Source organism: Stutzerimonas chloritidismutans AW-1 (assembly GCF_000495915.1).
GTDB classification, from domain to species: Bacteria; Pseudomonadota; Gammaproteobacteria; order Pseudomonadales; family Pseudomonadaceae; genus Stutzerimonas; species Stutzerimonas chloritidismutans.
In genome coordinates this window covers 33,765-47,554 of record NZ_AOFQ01000003.1, presented here as the reverse complement: position 1 = coordinate 47,554, position 13,790 = coordinate 33,765, and the positions used below count along the sequence as shown (strand labels likewise).

The window sequence follows — 13,790 nt, the reverse complement described above, 5'->3', positions numbered from 1 at the left end:
ATGTCTCACAGCACGTTCTCCAGCCAGCTCTCGAGACCGTTGAAGGCCTCATGAAAAGTTCGATCCAGCTGCAGCGGGGTAATCGATACGTAACCCTGCATCACCGCATGAAAATCGGTACCCGGTCCGCCATCCTCGACGTCCCCGGCCACGGATATCCAGTAGCCCTCCTTGCCGCGAGGGTTGGCCTGCTTGACCGGCGGCTTGGCACGGCTGCGATGTCCCAGACGGGTAAGCTGGATACCACGAACGTGATCAAGCGGCAGGTTCGGCACGTTGACGCTGAGCACCGTGCGCGGCGGCACTTCGAGCTGGTCGTGCTTCTCCACCAGCAGGCGCGCGATATGCGCAGCGGTCGGCAGGTTTTCCGTCGAGCGAGAGACCAGCGAGAAGGCAAAGGCCGGGCGCCCGGTGAAGCGGCCTTCGATGGCCGCGGCAACCGTGCCGGAATAGAGCACATCGTCGCCCAGATTGGCGCCGAGGTTGATGCCCGAAACCACCATGTCCGGTGTTTCTTCGAGCAGCCCGTTCAGGCCCAGATGCACGCAATCGGTGGGCGAGCCGTTCAGCCCGATGAAGCCGTTCGGCATGCTGACAGGATGAAGCGGGCGGTCCAGGGTAAGGGCGCTGCTGGCGCCGCTCATGTCCTGGATCGGGGCTACCACCTTGCACTCGGCATAGTCGGCCAGCGCGTCATAAAGCGCGGCGAGCCCGGGTGCATACACCCCGTCGTCGTTGGCGATCAGAATACGCATCAGATGTCCGTCTGCCCTGCCAGGCTGACCAGCTCACGCACCACGGCGGTGGCGAAGCATCCGGTCGGCAGGACGAATTCCAGTTGCAGAATGTCAGGCTCGGGATAATGCCACGACAAACCGCCGATGGGGAGGCGAAGAATGCGCCGTTCGTGCTTCATTCCTGCCTGCGCCAACCAATTGACGACCGCAGGTTCAGTTTCGGCGACAGCGTTTTCCAGTGCCTGAATTTCGTCACCTGCTGGAGAGCCTTCCATGCCCCATAAAGGGCCGGTCGGATGTAGATCCAGAATCGTCAGGCGCGGGTCGCCGCACTCCTCCGGCCCGGCCGGGAAAAAGCTGCGACTGTCGGTGAACGCCAGAAGATCGCCTACCCGTGCCTGATCCCAGCTGCCATCCCCAACCCGTTCGGCGAGCACACGGTTGAACAGGTAACTGCGGCCAGCCGAAAGCAGCCGCGAACGCATGTTGCGCTGCTCCGGAAGCTCGCCTTTCGCCGCGAAGTGCCGTGCACCGTGCAGGTTGCTGCCCTCATAGCCGAAACGCTGCAGGCCGAAGTAATTCGGCACGCCGGAGGCCTTGATCCGCGCCAGCCGCTCATCCAGCGCGGCATGCTCACCGCGCAGCTCCGTCAAGCGTAGGCGGAAGCCATTGGCCGAGTGCGCGCCGCGCTGCAGCTTACGCTGATGCCGGGTGCGCTTGAGGATCGCCAGGCCGTCGCCCTCGGCAGCGGCAAGATCCGGATCGCTCTTGCCCGGCAGATGCAGGCTGAACCACTGGCGAGTCAATGCCTGGCGGTCCTTGAGCCCGGCGTAGCTGATCATCTTCAGCGGCACGCCAGCGGCGCGGGCGATGCGTTTGGCGGCTTCCTCGGTGTTCAGATTGCGCTTTTCCACCCACAACCAGAGGTGCTCGCCTTCGCCGGACAGCGGGATATCGAGCACTTCATCGACCTGAAAATCCTCGGCAACCGCTTTCAGCACGGCACTGCCACAGGGCTCGCCATGGGCGCGCGGCCCGAGCAGCTGATCTTCGGTCATGCGCGGACCAGCAAGGCAACCGCGTGAACGGCGATCCCCTCCTCACGCCCGGTGAAACCCAGCTTCTCGGTCGTGGTGGCCTTGACGTTGACCTGGTCCAGCTCGACCTGCAGGTCAGCCGCGATCAACGCGCGCATGCTGTCGATGTGCGGGGCCATCTTCGGCGCCTGGGCGATGATGGTGGCGTCGACATTGCCGACGACGTATCCCTTGGCCTGGACCTGGACGAGCACATGGCGCAGCAAAGCGCGGCTGTCGGCGCCCTTGAATTGCGGGTCGGTGTCCGGGAAGTGCTTGCCGATATCGCCCAGCGCAGCGGCACCGAGCAACGCGTCACTCAAGGCATGCAGCAGCACGTCACCGTCGGAATGAGCCAACAGCCCAAACCTGTGTGGAATCCGCACGCCGCCAAGCGTGATGTGATCGCCCTCGCCGAAGCGGTGCACGTCGTAACCGTGGCCGATACGCATAGATGCAAAACCCTGAAAATCTCGAGGCGGCGATTCTACAGGAGCCGGGTGCTGCTTGAGTGTCCGCGGCACCTCCCGATCATCGACACAGCCAATAACCACCATCAGTCGAATCGATCTCATATCGGAAAAAAGCGATATATAGTTCGCCTCATTCCGATATACAGCCCAGAGCCATCCCATGCCGGACGACTTTGACGACATCATCAAGGCCCTCGCCCACCCGCTGCGTCGCGACATCCTGCGCTGGCTGAAGGAGCCGCAGCGGTATTTCTCCGAGCAGCACCATTCGCTGGAAAACGGCGTCTGTGCCGGGCAGATCGACCAGCGTGCCGGCCTGTCGCAGTCAACCGTATCGGCCCATCTGGCGACCCTGCAGAAAGCCGGGCTGATCACCAGCCAAAAGGTCGGCCAGTGGCACTTCTTCAAGCGCAACGACGCGATCATCGAGTCGTTCGTCGAGCGCATCGGCCAGGAACTCTGAGTCCCTTTTCGCACCACCAGTAAAGGAGCGGTATTGCTATGCCCACACTTTTCGACCCGATCAAGATCGGCGATCTGGAACTGAACAACCGCGTCATCATGGCTCCCCTGACCCGCTGCCGCGCCGAGCCCGGCCGCGTTCCCGGCGACCTGATTGCCGAGTACTACGCCCAGCGCGCCGACGCCGGCCTGATCATCAGCGAAGCCACCTCCGTGACCCCGATGGGCGTCGGCTACCCGGACACCCCCGGCATCTGGTCCGCCGAGCAGATTCAGGGCTGGAAAAAGGTCACCGATGCAGTGCACGCCAAAGGCGGCAAGATCGTCCTGCAGCTCTGGCACGTCGGCCGTATCTCCGACCCGATCTACCTCGACGGCCAGCTACCGGTCGCACCCAGCGCCATCAAACCAGCCGGCCATGTCAGCCTGGTGCGACCAATGAAGGATTACGAGACGCCTCGTGCGCTGGAAACCGCTGAGATTCCGGGCATCGTTGAGGCCTACCGCAAGGGTGCGGAGAACGCTAAGGAAGCTGGTTTCGATGGGGTCGAGATTCATGGCGCGAACGGCTATCTGCTCGACCAGTTCCTGCAGGACAGCACCAACCAGCGCAGTGACGCCTACGGTGGCTCGCTGGAAAACCGCGCCCGGCTGATGCTGGAAGTGACCGATGCCGCCATCTCCGTGTGGGGCGCAGGGCGTGTTGGCGTACACCTTGCGCCGCGTGCCGACTCCCATGACATGGGCGATTCCAACCGCGCCGAGACCTTTGGCTATGTTGCCGGTGAACTGGGCAAGCGCGGTATCGCCTTCATCTGCACTCGCGAAAAAGCCGGTGAAGACAGCCTCGGCCCACAGCTGAAGAGGATATTCGGTGGCATCTATATCGCCAACGAACGCTTCACCAAGGAACAGGCCAACGCCTGGCTGACTGAGGGCAAGGCCGATGCCGTGGCCTTCGGCATCCCGTACATCGCCAACCCGGATCTTGTCGAGCGCCTGCGTCAGGACGCACCGCTGAACGAGCCGAAACCCGAGCTGTTCTACGCCCAGGGCGCGGCTGGCTATACCGATTATCCGTCGCTCTAAGCTCCTGGCGATGGAAAGGCCCGACCGGCATGTCCGGACGGGCCTTTTTTATTCCTGCCGCACAGGCACCTGACGTATCGACCAGCGCGGCGAGCCGAACCGGACGCGCGGCTGAGGCTCCACCGTCATCCACCCTACGCCTTCAGCGCCTCGGCATGATGACGCAGGTGATCATCGATAAAGCTGGCGATGAAGTAGTAGCTATGGTCATAGCCCGGCTGGATGCGCAGCGTCAGCGGGTGCCCGACAGCGTCCGCAGCGGCACGCAGCGCCTGCGGTTTGAGCTGACCCTCCATGAAGTCATCACGATCGCCCTGATCGACCAGCATCGGCAGCTTCTCGCCGGCATCGGCAATCAGCGCGCAGGCATCCCACTCGCGCCAGCGCGAATGGTCGGCGCCCAGGTAGCGGCTGAACGCCTTCTCGCCCCACGGGCAGTTGAGCGGATTGCTGATGGGTGCGAAAGCCGAAAGCGACTGGTAGCGACCCGGATTCTTCAGCGCACAGATCAGCGCGCCGTGGCCACCCATCGAGTGCCCGCTGATACCGCGACGATCGGAAACGGGAAAATTTTCCTCGATCAGTGCCGGCAGCTCGTCGACGACGTACTCGTACATCCGGTAATGCTGAGCCCAGGGTTCCTGGGTGGCGTTGAGGTAGAAGCCGGCGCCAAGGCCGAAGTCCCAGGCCCCTTCGGGATCGTCCGGCACGCCGGCGCCGCGTGGACTGGTATCCGGCGCGACAATGATCAGGCCGAGCTCGGCAGCTAGCCGCAACGCCCCGGCCTTCTGCATGAAGTTCTCATCGGTGCAGGTCAGCCCGGACAGCCAGTAAAGCACCGGCAGCTGTTCGCCCTGCTCCGCCTGCGGCGGCAGGTACACGGCGAACACCATGTCGCAGTTCAGGCTGCTGGAACGGTGGCGATAGCGCTTGTGCCAGCCGCCGAAGCTCTTGTTGCTGGAAACGATTTCAAGGGTCATGAACAGGCCTCGCGAAGGTGGAAACCGCGCGGGCTTCCACCGGTCGAGGTGGACAATCCGTCTGGCGACGGCGTTATCCACCCTGGGATCAGAAGTGAATGACGGTCCGGATGCTCTTGCCTTCGTGCATCAGGTCGAACGCTTCGTTGATCTGGTCCAGCGGCATGTTGTGGGTGATGAAGGTATCCAGTGGAATCTCGCCGCTCTGCGCCTTCTCCACATAGCTCGGCAGCTCGGTACGACCCTTCACGCCGCCGAACGCCGAACCGCGCCAGACGCGTCCCGTGACCAGCTGGAACGGACGGGTACTGATCTCCTGCCCCGCACCGGCTACGCCGATGATGGTCGATTCGCCCCAGCCCTTGTGGCAGCACTCGAGCGCCGCGCGCATCAGTTGAACGTTGCCAACGCACTCGAAGGAATAGTCGACGCCGCCGTCGGTCATCTCGACGATCACGTCCTGGATCGGCTTTTCGTAGTCCTTCGGATTGACGAAATCGGTGGCGCCCAGTTCTTCGGCAATGGCGAACTTGCCCGGATTGATGTCGATGGCAATGATCCGGCTGGCCTTGGCCATCTTCGCACCGATGATCGCTGCCAGACCGATGCCGCCCAGGCCGAATATCGCCACGGTCGCCCCCTCTTCCACCTTCGCGGTGTTGAGCACGGCACCGATACCGGTGGTGACGCCGCAACCGAGCAGGCAGACCTTTTCCAGCGGGGCCTCTTTCGGGATCTTCGCCACCGAGACTTCCGGCAGCACGGTGTACTCGGAGAAGGTCGAGCAGCCCATGTAGTGGTAGATCGGCTCGCCCTGATAGCTGAAGCGGGTGGTGCCGTCGGGCATCAGACCCTTGCCCTGAGTGGCGCGAACCGAGCTGCAGAGGTTGGTCTTGCCCGACTTGCAGAACTTGCACTGCCGGCATTCGGCGGTATAGAGCGGAATCACGTGATCGCCGACGGCAACCGAGGTGACGCCCTCGCCCACCGCCTCGACGATGCCGCCGCCCTCGTGGCCGAGGATGCAGGGGAACACGCCCTCCGAATCCTCGCCGGAAAGTGTGTACGCATCGGTGTGGCACACACCGGTGGCGACGATGCGGATCAGGACTTCGCCAGCCTTGGGTGGGGCTACGTCCACTTCCACGATCTGCAGAGGCTGGTTGGGGCCGAAGGCAACGGCGGCGCGCGACTTGATGGTCATGGACATCACTCTCGATGTGATTGGAAAGCAGAGAGTGTAATTCATGGCCAAACAGGGATTAACGACGGCCCCGGGAAAACATTATTGCTGTTGAGGGACAATCGGCGCTCATCACGTTAGGATCTTTGCAACCCGCTTGCTGGAATCTGACACCGGAGAACCCATGAACCGCTGGGAAGGCCTCGACGAATTCGTGGCTGTCGCCGAATGCGGCAGCTTCATGCGCGCCGCTGAGCGCCTGCGGGTTTCGTCCTCGCATGTCAGCCGACAGGTAGCGCGCCTTGAAGAACGCCTGCAGGCGCGTTTGCTCTATCGCACCACCCGCCGCGTCTCGCTGACCGAGGCCGGGCATACCTTCTTCACCCGCTGCCAGCGCTTGATCGAGGAACGTGACGAAGCCTTTCTGGCCATCAGCGATCTGCACAGCGCACCGACCGGGCTGTTACGCATGACCGCTGCGGTGGCCTATGGCGAGCGCTTCATCGTGCCGCTGGTGAACGAATTCATGGCCCAGCACCCGCAACTGCGTGTCGATATCGAGCTGTCCAACCGCACCCTCGATCTGGTTCAGGAGGGCTACGACCTGGCCATCCGCCTCGGCAAACTCGGCGAGTCGCGCCTGGTCGCCACCCGCATCGCGCCGCGCGCAATGTACCTGTGCGCTGCACCGAGCTACCTGGAACGCTACGGACGGCCACACACCCTGTCGGAGCTGGCGCGACACAACTGCCTGATCGGCACGAGCGACATCTGGTCGTTTCAGATCGAGGGCCGCGAGCAGCACTTCAAGCCCAGCGGCAACTGGCGCTGCAACAGTGGCGAGGCGGTGCTGGATGCAGCCCTGCGTGGCTTTGGCCTGTGCCAGCTGCCGGACTACTACGTGCAAGGGCCGCTGCGTCGCGGCGAGCTGGTTTCGCTACTGGAAAGCAATCAGCCGCCAGATACCGCCGTGTGGGCGGTTTACCCGCAACGGCGCTACCCGCTACCGAAAGTTCGCCTCTTGGTCGAGGCGCTCAAGACCGGTCTTGCCAAGCGTTCGGAGTACGCCGGGACCGGCGACCGGAACGGGCACTGAACCGCGCGTCAGACGCCTCTAATGACGCGGAACCCGCCTTAATCCCCCACGTCGTACCCTGTGTAGCTGCTGCTCTTCGAGCCGCCCGCGCTGGACGAGCGCAGCGCTGCAATCAGGAGGAAACCATGCAGGTTCTGGTGAACAGTAACCACAGCATCAGCGTCACCGCCGATCTGGAAGAGCGAGTGAAGGCCACGGTCGAGACCGAACTGGAGCGCTTCGATGATCATCTGACCCGAGTCGAGGTCCATCTCAACGACGAAAACAGCAGCAAGAGCGGCCCCCATGACAAGCGCTGCCAGATGGAGGCGAGGGTCAAGGGTCACGACCCCATCTCGGCCACCCACAAGGCCGAAACGCTGGACCTGGCAATCAACGGCGCCGCGGAGAAGCTGAACCACGCGCTGAGCCACGTTCTGGACAAACTCAACCGCCACTGACTGGCCCTCGATGGCCAATGAGCGCGCCATCGACACTTCTGCGAGGGACCGAACCACCGCTACTGGAGGCCACGCATGAACCGACTGCTCGACCGCGAAACCCTGACCAAACTGCTGTCAAAACGAGACGGGCCCTGCCTGTCCGTGTACCAGCCCACTCATCGCAGCTTTCCCGAGCGTCAGCAGGACCCGATCCGCTTCAAGCACCTGGTCAAGCAGCTGGAAGAATCACTCAAGCAGCAAGGCCATGGCGACAAGGCACACACCCTGCTCGAGCCGTTCTACGCCCTGATCGATAACAGTGACTTCTGGAACCACAGCCTCGACGGCCTGGCCGCTTTTGCCGCCAAGGACTACTTCCAGGTCTATCGACTGCAACGCAGCGTGCCGGAAATGGCGGTGGCCAACGCGCGCATGCACCTCAAACCGCTGGTACGCATTGCACAGTCAGCCGACCGCTTTCAGATCCTCTGCCTATCGCGTGACTCGGTACGCTTGTTCGAGGGCAACCGTGATGCCCTCGACGAGGTGAAGCTGCACGACGGTGTGCCCCGGACACTCGCCGACGCCTTGGGCAGCGACCTCACCGAGAAGGGTCAAAGTGGGTTTCCCCAGGGTTATGGCCGCTCCAGCGAACGCGGCGACCCGATGCAGGTGGAGGCCGGCGGCAGCGGCAAGCAGGCGGAGATCGACCGGGACCGTGATCGCTACTTTCGCGAAGTCGATCGCGCCATCACCGAACATCACTCGCGCCCATCCGGCCTGCCGCTGATCCTCGCCGCTCTGCCCGAGCAGCAGTCGCACTTCCGACGCCTCAGCCACAATGACTGCCTGCTGCCGGAGGGCATCGAGACCGGCCAGAACGCATTGAGCGTCAATGAGCTGCGTGAGAAAAGCTGGATGGTGATGCAGCCGCGCTATCTCAAGCGCCTGGAAGGCTTGCTCAACCAGTTCGGCGCATCCCATGGCCAGGGGCTGGCATCCGACCACCTCGAGGATATCGGTCAGGCCACCCGACAAGGCCGGGTCGCCACCTTGCTGGTGGAGGCCGAGCGGCAGATTCCCGGCCATGTCGACAAAACTGACGGAACGGCAACGCCGACCAGCGAAGATGACGTCAACACACCCGATCTTCTGGACGAGCTGACCATCTGGACACTCGAGCAAGGTGGAGACGTGGTTGTGGTACCGACCGAACGGATGCCGACCGGCACCGGCGCGGCGGCGATCTATCGCTTCTGATGTAAATGGCGGGCAGGCAACCCCTGCCCGTTCTCAAGACTCGCGGTCTGTCTTCCAGCGCTGCGCCAGCCACTCCAGATCTTCGGGCCGGGTGACCTTCAGGTTGTCCGCCCGCCCTTCTACCACCCTAGGCGAGTGACCTGCCCACTCCAGTGCCGACGCCTCGTCGGTAACCTGCATACGGGACGCGAGTGCAGCTTCGAGCGCGTCGCACAACATGCCCAGGCGGAACATCTGCGGAGTGAAAGCCTGCCAGATGACGCTGCGGTCCACCGTCTCCACCACACGCCCATCCGGACCTACGCGCTTGAGGGTGTCCCGCGCCGGAACAGCCAGCAGACCACCGACCGGATCATCGGCCAACTCGGCCAGCAACCTGTCCAGATCCTCACGCGCAAGATTGGGACGGGCCGCGTCGTGCACCAGCACCCAGTCATGCTCATTCGCGCCCAGTTCATCGAGGCGCTGCAGCCCACTGAGTACCGAATCGCAACGTTCACGACCGCCCGGCGCAAGCTGCACGCGAGTATCGCGAGCGCAGGGCAGCGCCGGCCAGTAGGGATCGTCAGGCGCAATGCAAACCACCAAACCAGAAAGTGCCGGGTGGTCCAGAAAACAATCGAGGGTGTGTTCGATAATGCTGCGCTCACCCAGCAACAGATACTGCTTGGGACGATCTGCGCGCATACGACTGCCGACGCCGGCAGCCGGGATGACGACCCAGAAGACAAGCTGATCGCGCAGGCTCATTCGATCAGCTGATAGAGGGTTTCGCCCTCTTTGACCATGCCGAGCTCCTGGCGGGCCCGCTCTTCGACGGTCTCCATGCCCTGCTTGAGCTCCAGAACCTCCGCCTCGAGGATTCGATTGCGCTCAAGGAGCCGCTCGTTCTCACCCTGCTGTTCAGCGATCTGCTTGTTCAGGCCATTGACCTGAGCCAGGCTGCCCTCGCCCACCCAGAGACGGTACTGCAGACCACCCAGCAGCAGTATCAGTACGACGAACAACCAGTAGGGGCGACGCATAGAAGGCATGAAACGACTTCAGCTGAAATTCGGGTATTGGCAAACAGCGACGGCTCTGGAGGCACGAAGAGTTTGCACGCGGGCACGGAGCGATTGAAACAAAAAAGGGCGACTTGCGCCGCCCTTTTTTAAGTACCGCGGATCAGCCGCGGAATTCGGCGCGACCCTTGTACGGTGCCTTGCCGGCCAGCTGCTCTTCGATACGCAGCAGCTGGTTGTACTTGGACACGCGGTCCGAACGGCACAGCGAACCGGTCTTGATCTGACCAGCGGCAGTACCCACCGCCAGGTCGGCGATGGTGCTGTCCTCGGTCTCACCGGAACGGTGCGAAATCACCGCGGTATAACCAGCAGCCTTGGCCATCTGAATGGCTTCCAGAGTCTCGGTCAGCGAGCCGATCTGGTTGAACTTGATCAGGATCGAGTTACCGATCTTCTCGTCGATGCCGCGCTTGAGGATCTTGGTGTTGGTCACGAACAGGTCGTCACCGACCAGTTGCACCTTGTCGCCGATCTTGTCGGTCAGCACCTTCCAACCGGCCCAATCGGATTCGTCCATGCCATCTTCGATGGAGATGATCGGATAGCGCTGGCTCAGACCGGCCAGGTAGTCGGCGAATCCGGCAGCGTCGAACACCTTGCCTTCGCCGGCCAGGTCGTACTTGCCGTCCTTGAAGAACTCGGAGGAAGCGCAGTCCAGAGCCAGTGTGACGTCATCACCCAGCGTGTAGCCGGCGTTGGCGACGGCTTCGGCGATTGCGGCCAGGGCGTCTTCATTGGACGCCAGGTTCGGCGCGAAGCCCCCCTCGTCACCCACGGAGGTGCTCAGGCCACGGGCCTTCAGCACAGCCTTCAGGTGGTGGAAGATCTCGGCGCCCATGCGCAGCGCGTCGGCGAAGGTCTTGGCGCCGACCGGCTGGACCATGAATTCCTGGATGTCGACGTTGTTGTCTGCATGCTCGCCGCCGTTGATGATGTTCATCATCGGTACCGGCATGGAGTAGACGCCCGGGGTGCCGTTCAGATCGGCAATGTGCGCGTACAGCGGCACGCCCTTGGCCTGAGCAGCAGCCTTGGCGGCAGCCAGCGACACGGCAAGGATGGCGTTGGCCCCCAGCTTGCCTTTGTTCTCGGTACCGTCGAGCTCGATCATCGCCTGGTCCAGCGCTTTTTGATCGAGCGGGTCCTTGCCCAACAGCAGGTCACGGATCGGGCCATTTACGTTGGCTACGGCGGTCAGTACGCCCTTGCCCAGGTAACGACTCTTGTCGCCATCACGCAGTTCCAAAGCCTCGCGGGAACCGGTGGATGCACCAGACGGCGCGCAGGCGCTGCCGACGATACCGTTATCGAGAATCACGTCGGCTTCCACAGTAGGGTTGCCACGGGAATCGAGAACTTCACGCCCCTTGATGTCGACGATCTTTGCCATTTTTATTAACACTCCGTAGATAGCTGCAAGGCTTCAAGCAGTTTCGATTGGCGAAAAATTCTTGATCAGGTCGTCCAGCTGCTTGAGCTGGGCAAGGAAAGGCTCGAGCTTGTCCAGACGCAATGCGCAGGGTCCGTCGCACTTGGCGTTGTCCGGGTCCGGATGGGCCTCGAGGAATAGGCCGGCAAGCCCCTGGCTGAGACCAGCACGGGCCAGCTCGGTGACCTGCGCCCGGCGACCACCAGCCGAATCGGCACGACCACCCGGCATCTGCAGCGCGTGGGTCACGTCGAAGAACACCGGGTAGTTCATCTGCTTCATGATGCCGAAGCCAAGCATGTCGACCACCAGGTTGTTGTAGCCGAACGAGGAGCCGCGCTCGCACAGGATCAGTTGATCGTTGCCCGCTTCCTCGCACTTGGTAAGGATGTGCTTCATTTCCTGCGGTGCCAGGAACTGGGCCTTCTTGATGTTGATCACCGCGCCGGTTCTGGCCATCGCCACCACCAGATCAGTCTGGCGAGAGAGGAAGGCCGGCAGCTGGATGATGTCGCAGACATCGGCCACGGGTTGCGCCTGATGCGGTTCGTGAACGTCGGTGATGACCGGCACGCCGAAGGCCTTTTTCACGTCCTCGAAGATCCGCATGCCCTCTTCCAGCCCCGGGCCACGGAAGGAGTTGATCGAGGATCGGTTGGCCTTGTCGAAACTGGCCTTGAACACGTAGGGAATGCACAGTTTCTCGGTCACGCGCACATATTCTTCACAGGCCCGCATGGCCAGGTCACGCGATTCGAGCACGTTGATACCGCCAAACAGCACGAACGGCTTGTCATTGGCGATTTCTATGTTGCCGACGCGGATGATCTTCTGGCTCATGCCTTGCTCGCCTTGTAATCCAGCGCCGCCTGGACAAAACCGCTGAACAGCGGATGACCGTCACGCGGCGTGGAGGTGAATTCGGGGTGGAACTGACAGGCCACGAACCAGGGATGATCGGGCGCTTCCACGACCTCGACCAGCGCACCGTCACCGGACCGTCCGGTGATTTTCAACCCCGCTTTCTGCAATTTTGGCAACAGGTTGTTGTTCACTTCATAGCGATGTCGATGACGCTCAACGATGCGCTCCTGTCCATAGCAGTCGAACACCTTGGAGCCGGCCTCCAGACCGCACTCCTGGGCACCCAGACGCATGGTGCCACCCAGATCGGAGGCGTCGCTGCGAGTCTCCACCGCACCGGTGGCATCGGCCCACTCGGTGATCAGGCCCACCACGGGGTGCGTACTGTCCTTGTCGAATTCGGTGGAGTTGGCGTCGCTCCAGCCCAGCACGTTGCGGGCGAACTCGATCACCGCCACCTGCATGCCAAGGCAGATGCCGAGGTAGGGAATCTTGTTTTCGCGAGCGTACTGCACCGTGGCGATCTTGCCTTCCACACCACGCAGACCGAAACCACCCGGAACCAGGATCGCGTCCATGCCTTCCAGCAGGCCGGTGCCCTGGTTCTCGATGTCTTCGGAGTCGATATAACGGAGGCTCACTTTGGTACGGCTCTGAATGCCAGCGTGACTCATCGCCTCGATCAGAGATTTGTAAGCATCCAGAAGTTCCATGTACTTGCCGACCATGGCGATGGTGACTTCTTTTTCGGGGTTCAGCTTGGCGTCCACCACGCGATCCCATTCCGAAAGATCGGCACCACGGCACTCTAGGCCAAAACGTTCGAGCACGTAGTCATCCAGACCCTGGGCATGCAGCATGCCGGGAATCTTGTAGATGGTGTCGGCGTCCGGCAGGCTGATCACCGCACGCTCTTCGACGTTGGTGAACAGGGCGATCTTGCGCCGCGAGGACAGGTCGATCGGCACTTCCGAGCGGCACACCAGCACATCCGGCTGCAGACCGATGGAACGCAATTCCTTCACCGAATGCTGGGTCGGCTTGGTCTTGGTCTCGCCCGCGGTGGCGATATAAGGCACCAGCGTCAGATGCATCAGCATGGCGCGCTTGGCGCCAACCTCAACACGCAGCTGGCGAATCGCTTCCAGGAACGGCTGCGACTCGATATCGCCGACGGTGCCGCCGACTTCAACCAGCGCCACTTCGGCATCGCCGGCACCCTTGATGATGCGCCGCTTGATCTCGTCGGTGATGTGCGGAATCACCTGAATGGTCGCACCCAGATAGTCGCCACGGCGCTCACGGCGCAGCACGTCTTCGTAGACACGACCGGTGGTGAAGTTGTTGTTCTGGGTCATGCGCGTGCGAATGAAACGCTCGTAATGGCCCAGGTCGAGATCGGTCTCGGCGCCGTCGTGGGTGACGAACACCTCGCCGTGCTGAAACGGGCTCATGGTGCCCGGATCGACGTTGATATAAGGGTCCAGCTTGAGCATCGTGACCTTCAGGCCCCGCGCCTCCAGGATGGCCGCCAATGAAGCCGAGGCGATGCCTTTCCCCAATGAAGAAACAACACCACCCGTGACGAAGATGTAGCGCGTCATGAAAAACCCTAGAAGTCTGCGTTAAGCGGCTAGCGCCGCGAGGGGAAA

General features: G+C 62.3%; 15 protein-coding genes. 5 read left to right on the top strand and 10 right to left on the bottom strand.

From position 1 onward, the window contains the following. Nucleotides 1–5 precede the first annotated feature (5 nt). From surE to ispF, 3 genes are read right to left on the bottom strand one after another with little or no spacing between them, the layout of a single operon-like run. On the bottom strand, nucleotides 6–755 hold the full coding sequence (gene surE / locus F753_RS26125; protein WP_023443762.1) for a 5'/3'-nucleotidase SurE: 750 nt from the start codon (nucleotides 753–755) through the stop codon (nucleotides 6–8). Further along, nucleotides 755–1,795, bottom strand: a complete 1,041-nt coding sequence (gene truD / locus F753_RS26120; RefSeq protein WP_023443761.1) for a tRNA pseudouridine(13) synthase TruD — start codon at nucleotides 1,793–1,795, stop codon at nucleotides 755–757. The genes surE and truD overlap by 1 nt, the downstream gene beginning before the upstream one ends. Beyond that, nucleotides 1,792–2,265 carry a 2-C-methyl-D-erythritol 2,4-cyclodiphosphate synthase gene (gene ispF, locus F753_RS26115; RefSeq protein WP_003299334.1) on the bottom strand — a complete coding sequence of 158 codons (474 nt, stop codon included), beginning with the start codon at nucleotides 2,263–2,265 and terminating at the stop codon, nucleotides 1,792–1,794. Before ispF ends, truD begins: the two co-directional genes overlap by 4 nt. 181 nt (nucleotides 2,266–2,446) lie before the next feature. Between ispF and F753_RS26110 the strand changes: the two genes are divergently transcribed. Continuing rightward, nucleotides 2,447–2,749 carry an ArsR/SmtB family transcription factor gene (locus F753_RS26110; protein WP_003285796.1) on the top strand — a complete coding sequence of 101 codons (303 nt, stop codon included), beginning with the start codon at nucleotides 2,447–2,449 and terminating at the stop codon, nucleotides 2,747–2,749. Nucleotides 2,750–2,787: 38 nt separating this feature from the next. After that, nucleotides 2,788–3,837 carry an alkene reductase gene (locus F753_RS26105; RefSeq protein ID WP_023443760.1) on the top strand — a complete coding sequence of 350 codons (1,050 nt, stop codon included), beginning with the start codon at nucleotides 2,788–2,790 and terminating at the stop codon, nucleotides 3,835–3,837. A 134-nt stretch (nucleotides 3,838–3,971) separates the two neighbouring features. Here F753_RS26105 and fghA read toward each other — a convergent pair whose 3' ends face one another. Then, nucleotides 3,972–4,817, bottom strand: a complete 846-nt coding sequence (gene fghA, locus F753_RS26100) for an S-formylglutathione hydrolase (RefSeq protein ID WP_023443759.1) — start codon at nucleotides 4,815–4,817, stop codon at nucleotides 3,972–3,974. Nucleotides 4,818–4,905: 88 nt separating this feature from the next. Then, nucleotides 4,906–6,021 (bottom strand): S-(hydroxymethyl)glutathione dehydrogenase/class III alcohol dehydrogenase, encoded by a 1,116-nt coding sequence (locus F753_RS26095; RefSeq protein WP_031297100.1) that lies wholly within the window; start codon nucleotides 6,019–6,021, stop codon nucleotides 4,906–4,908. Nucleotides 6,022–6,184: 163 nt separating this feature from the next. On the opposite strand from F753_RS26095, the gene F753_RS26090 reads away from it, so the two are divergent. The 3 genes from F753_RS26090 (at nucleotide 6,185) to F753_RS26080 (ending at nucleotide 8,778) form a co-directional block, all read left to right on the top strand. Continuing rightward, nucleotides 6,185–7,096 (top strand): LysR substrate-binding domain-containing protein, encoded by a 912-nt coding sequence (locus F753_RS26090; protein ID WP_023443757.1) that lies wholly within the window; start codon nucleotides 6,185–6,187, stop codon nucleotides 7,094–7,096. A 125-nt stretch (nucleotides 7,097–7,221) separates the two neighbouring features. Next, nucleotides 7,222–7,536: an HPF/RaiA family ribosome-associated protein gene (locus F753_RS26085; protein ID WP_014819923.1), complete on the top strand. Its 315-nt coding sequence runs from the start codon at nucleotides 7,222–7,224 to the stop codon at nucleotides 7,534–7,536. Between the two features lie 75 nt (nucleotides 7,537–7,611). After that, entirely contained in the window at nucleotides 7,612–8,778 is a 1,167-nt protein-coding gene (locus F753_RS26080) for a baeRF3 domain-containing protein (RefSeq protein ID WP_014819922.1), read from the top strand. Nucleotides 8,779–8,811: 33 nt separating this feature from the next. Here the strand turns inward: F753_RS26080 and ispD are convergent, their stop codons facing one another. From ispD to F753_RS26055, 5 genes are all read right to left on the bottom strand, one after another. Beyond that, nucleotides 8,812–9,528 (bottom strand): 2-C-methyl-D-erythritol 4-phosphate cytidylyltransferase, encoded by a 717-nt coding sequence (gene ispD, locus F753_RS26075; RefSeq protein ID WP_023443756.1) that lies wholly within the window; start codon nucleotides 9,526–9,528, stop codon nucleotides 8,812–8,814. Then, entirely contained in the window at nucleotides 9,525–9,803 is a 279-nt protein-coding gene (gene ftsB, locus F753_RS26070) for a cell division protein FtsB (RefSeq protein ID WP_014819920.1), read from the bottom strand. The genes ispD and ftsB overlap by 4 nt, the downstream gene beginning before the upstream one ends. A gap of 142 nt (nucleotides 9,804–9,945) precedes the next feature. Then, a complete protein-coding gene (gene eno / locus F753_RS26065) occupies nucleotides 9,946–11,235 on the bottom strand; it encodes a phosphopyruvate hydratase (RefSeq protein ID WP_023443755.1) in 1,290 nt (429 codons plus the stop codon). 33 nt (nucleotides 11,236–11,268) lie between these two features. Further along, nucleotides 11,269–12,114 carry a 3-deoxy-8-phosphooctulonate synthase gene (kdsA, locus tag F753_RS26060; RefSeq protein WP_023443754.1) on the bottom strand — a complete coding sequence of 282 codons (846 nt, stop codon included), beginning with the start codon at nucleotides 12,112–12,114 and terminating at the stop codon, nucleotides 11,269–11,271. Beyond that, entirely contained in the window at nucleotides 12,111–13,742 is a 1,632-nt protein-coding gene (locus F753_RS26055; protein ID WP_031297099.1) for a CTP synthase, read from the bottom strand. Before F753_RS26055 ends, kdsA begins: the two co-directional genes overlap by 4 nt. Nucleotides 13,743–13,790: the final 48 nt, after the last annotated feature.

Excerpts from the sequence above, each read along its gene's own strand:
- surE (WP_023443762.1), bottom strand. The coding sequence starts at position 755 with ATGCGTATTCTGATCGCCAACGACGACGGGGTGTATGCACCCGGGCTC.
- F753_RS26055 (WP_031297099.1), bottom strand. The coding sequence starts at position 13,742 with ATGACGCGCTACATCTTCGTCACGGGTGGTGTTGTTTCTTCATTGGGG.
- ftsB (WP_014819920.1), bottom strand. The coding sequence starts at position 9,803 with ATGCGTCGCCCCTACTGGTTGTTCGTCGTACTGATACTGCTGCTGGGT.
- ispD (WP_023443756.1), bottom strand. The coding sequence starts at position 9,528 with ATGAGCCTGCGCGATCAGCTTGTCTTCTGGGTCGTCATCCCGGCTGCC.
- kdsA (WP_023443754.1), bottom strand. The coding sequence starts at position 12,114 with ATGAGCCAGAAGATCATCCGCGTCGGCAACATAGAAATCGCCAATGAC.
- eno (WP_023443755.1), bottom strand. The coding sequence starts at position 11,235 with ATGGCAAAGATCGTCGACATCAAGGGGCGTGAAGTTCTCGATTCCCGT.
- ispF (WP_003299334.1), bottom strand. The coding sequence starts at position 2,265 with ATGCGTATCGGCCACGGTTACGACGTGCACCGCTTCGGCGAGGGCGAT.
- F753_RS26110 (WP_003285796.1), top strand. The coding sequence starts at position 2,447 with ATGCCGGACGACTTTGACGACATCATCAAGGCCCTCGCCCACCCGCTG.
- fghA (WP_023443759.1), bottom strand. The coding sequence starts at position 4,817 with ATGACCCTTGAAATCGTTTCCAGCAACAAGAGCTTCGGCGGCTGGCAC.
- F753_RS26105 (WP_023443760.1), top strand. The coding sequence starts at position 2,788 with ATGCCCACACTTTTCGACCCGATCAAGATCGGCGATCTGGAACTGAAC.
- F753_RS26080 (WP_014819922.1), top strand. The coding sequence starts at position 7,612 with ATGAACCGACTGCTCGACCGCGAAACCCTGACCAAACTGCTGTCAAAA.
- F753_RS26095 (WP_031297100.1), bottom strand. The coding sequence starts at position 6,021 with ATGACCATCAAGTCGCGCGCCGCCGTTGCCTTCGGCCCCAACCAGCCT.
- F753_RS26085 (WP_014819923.1), top strand. The coding sequence starts at position 7,222 with ATGCAGGTTCTGGTGAACAGTAACCACAGCATCAGCGTCACCGCCGAT.
- F753_RS26090 (WP_023443757.1), top strand. The coding sequence starts at position 6,185 with ATGAACCGCTGGGAAGGCCTCGACGAATTCGTGGCTGTCGCCGAATGC.
- truD (WP_023443761.1), bottom strand. The coding sequence starts at position 1,795 with ATGACCGAAGATCAGCTGCTCGGGCCGCGCGCCCATGGCGAGCCCTGT.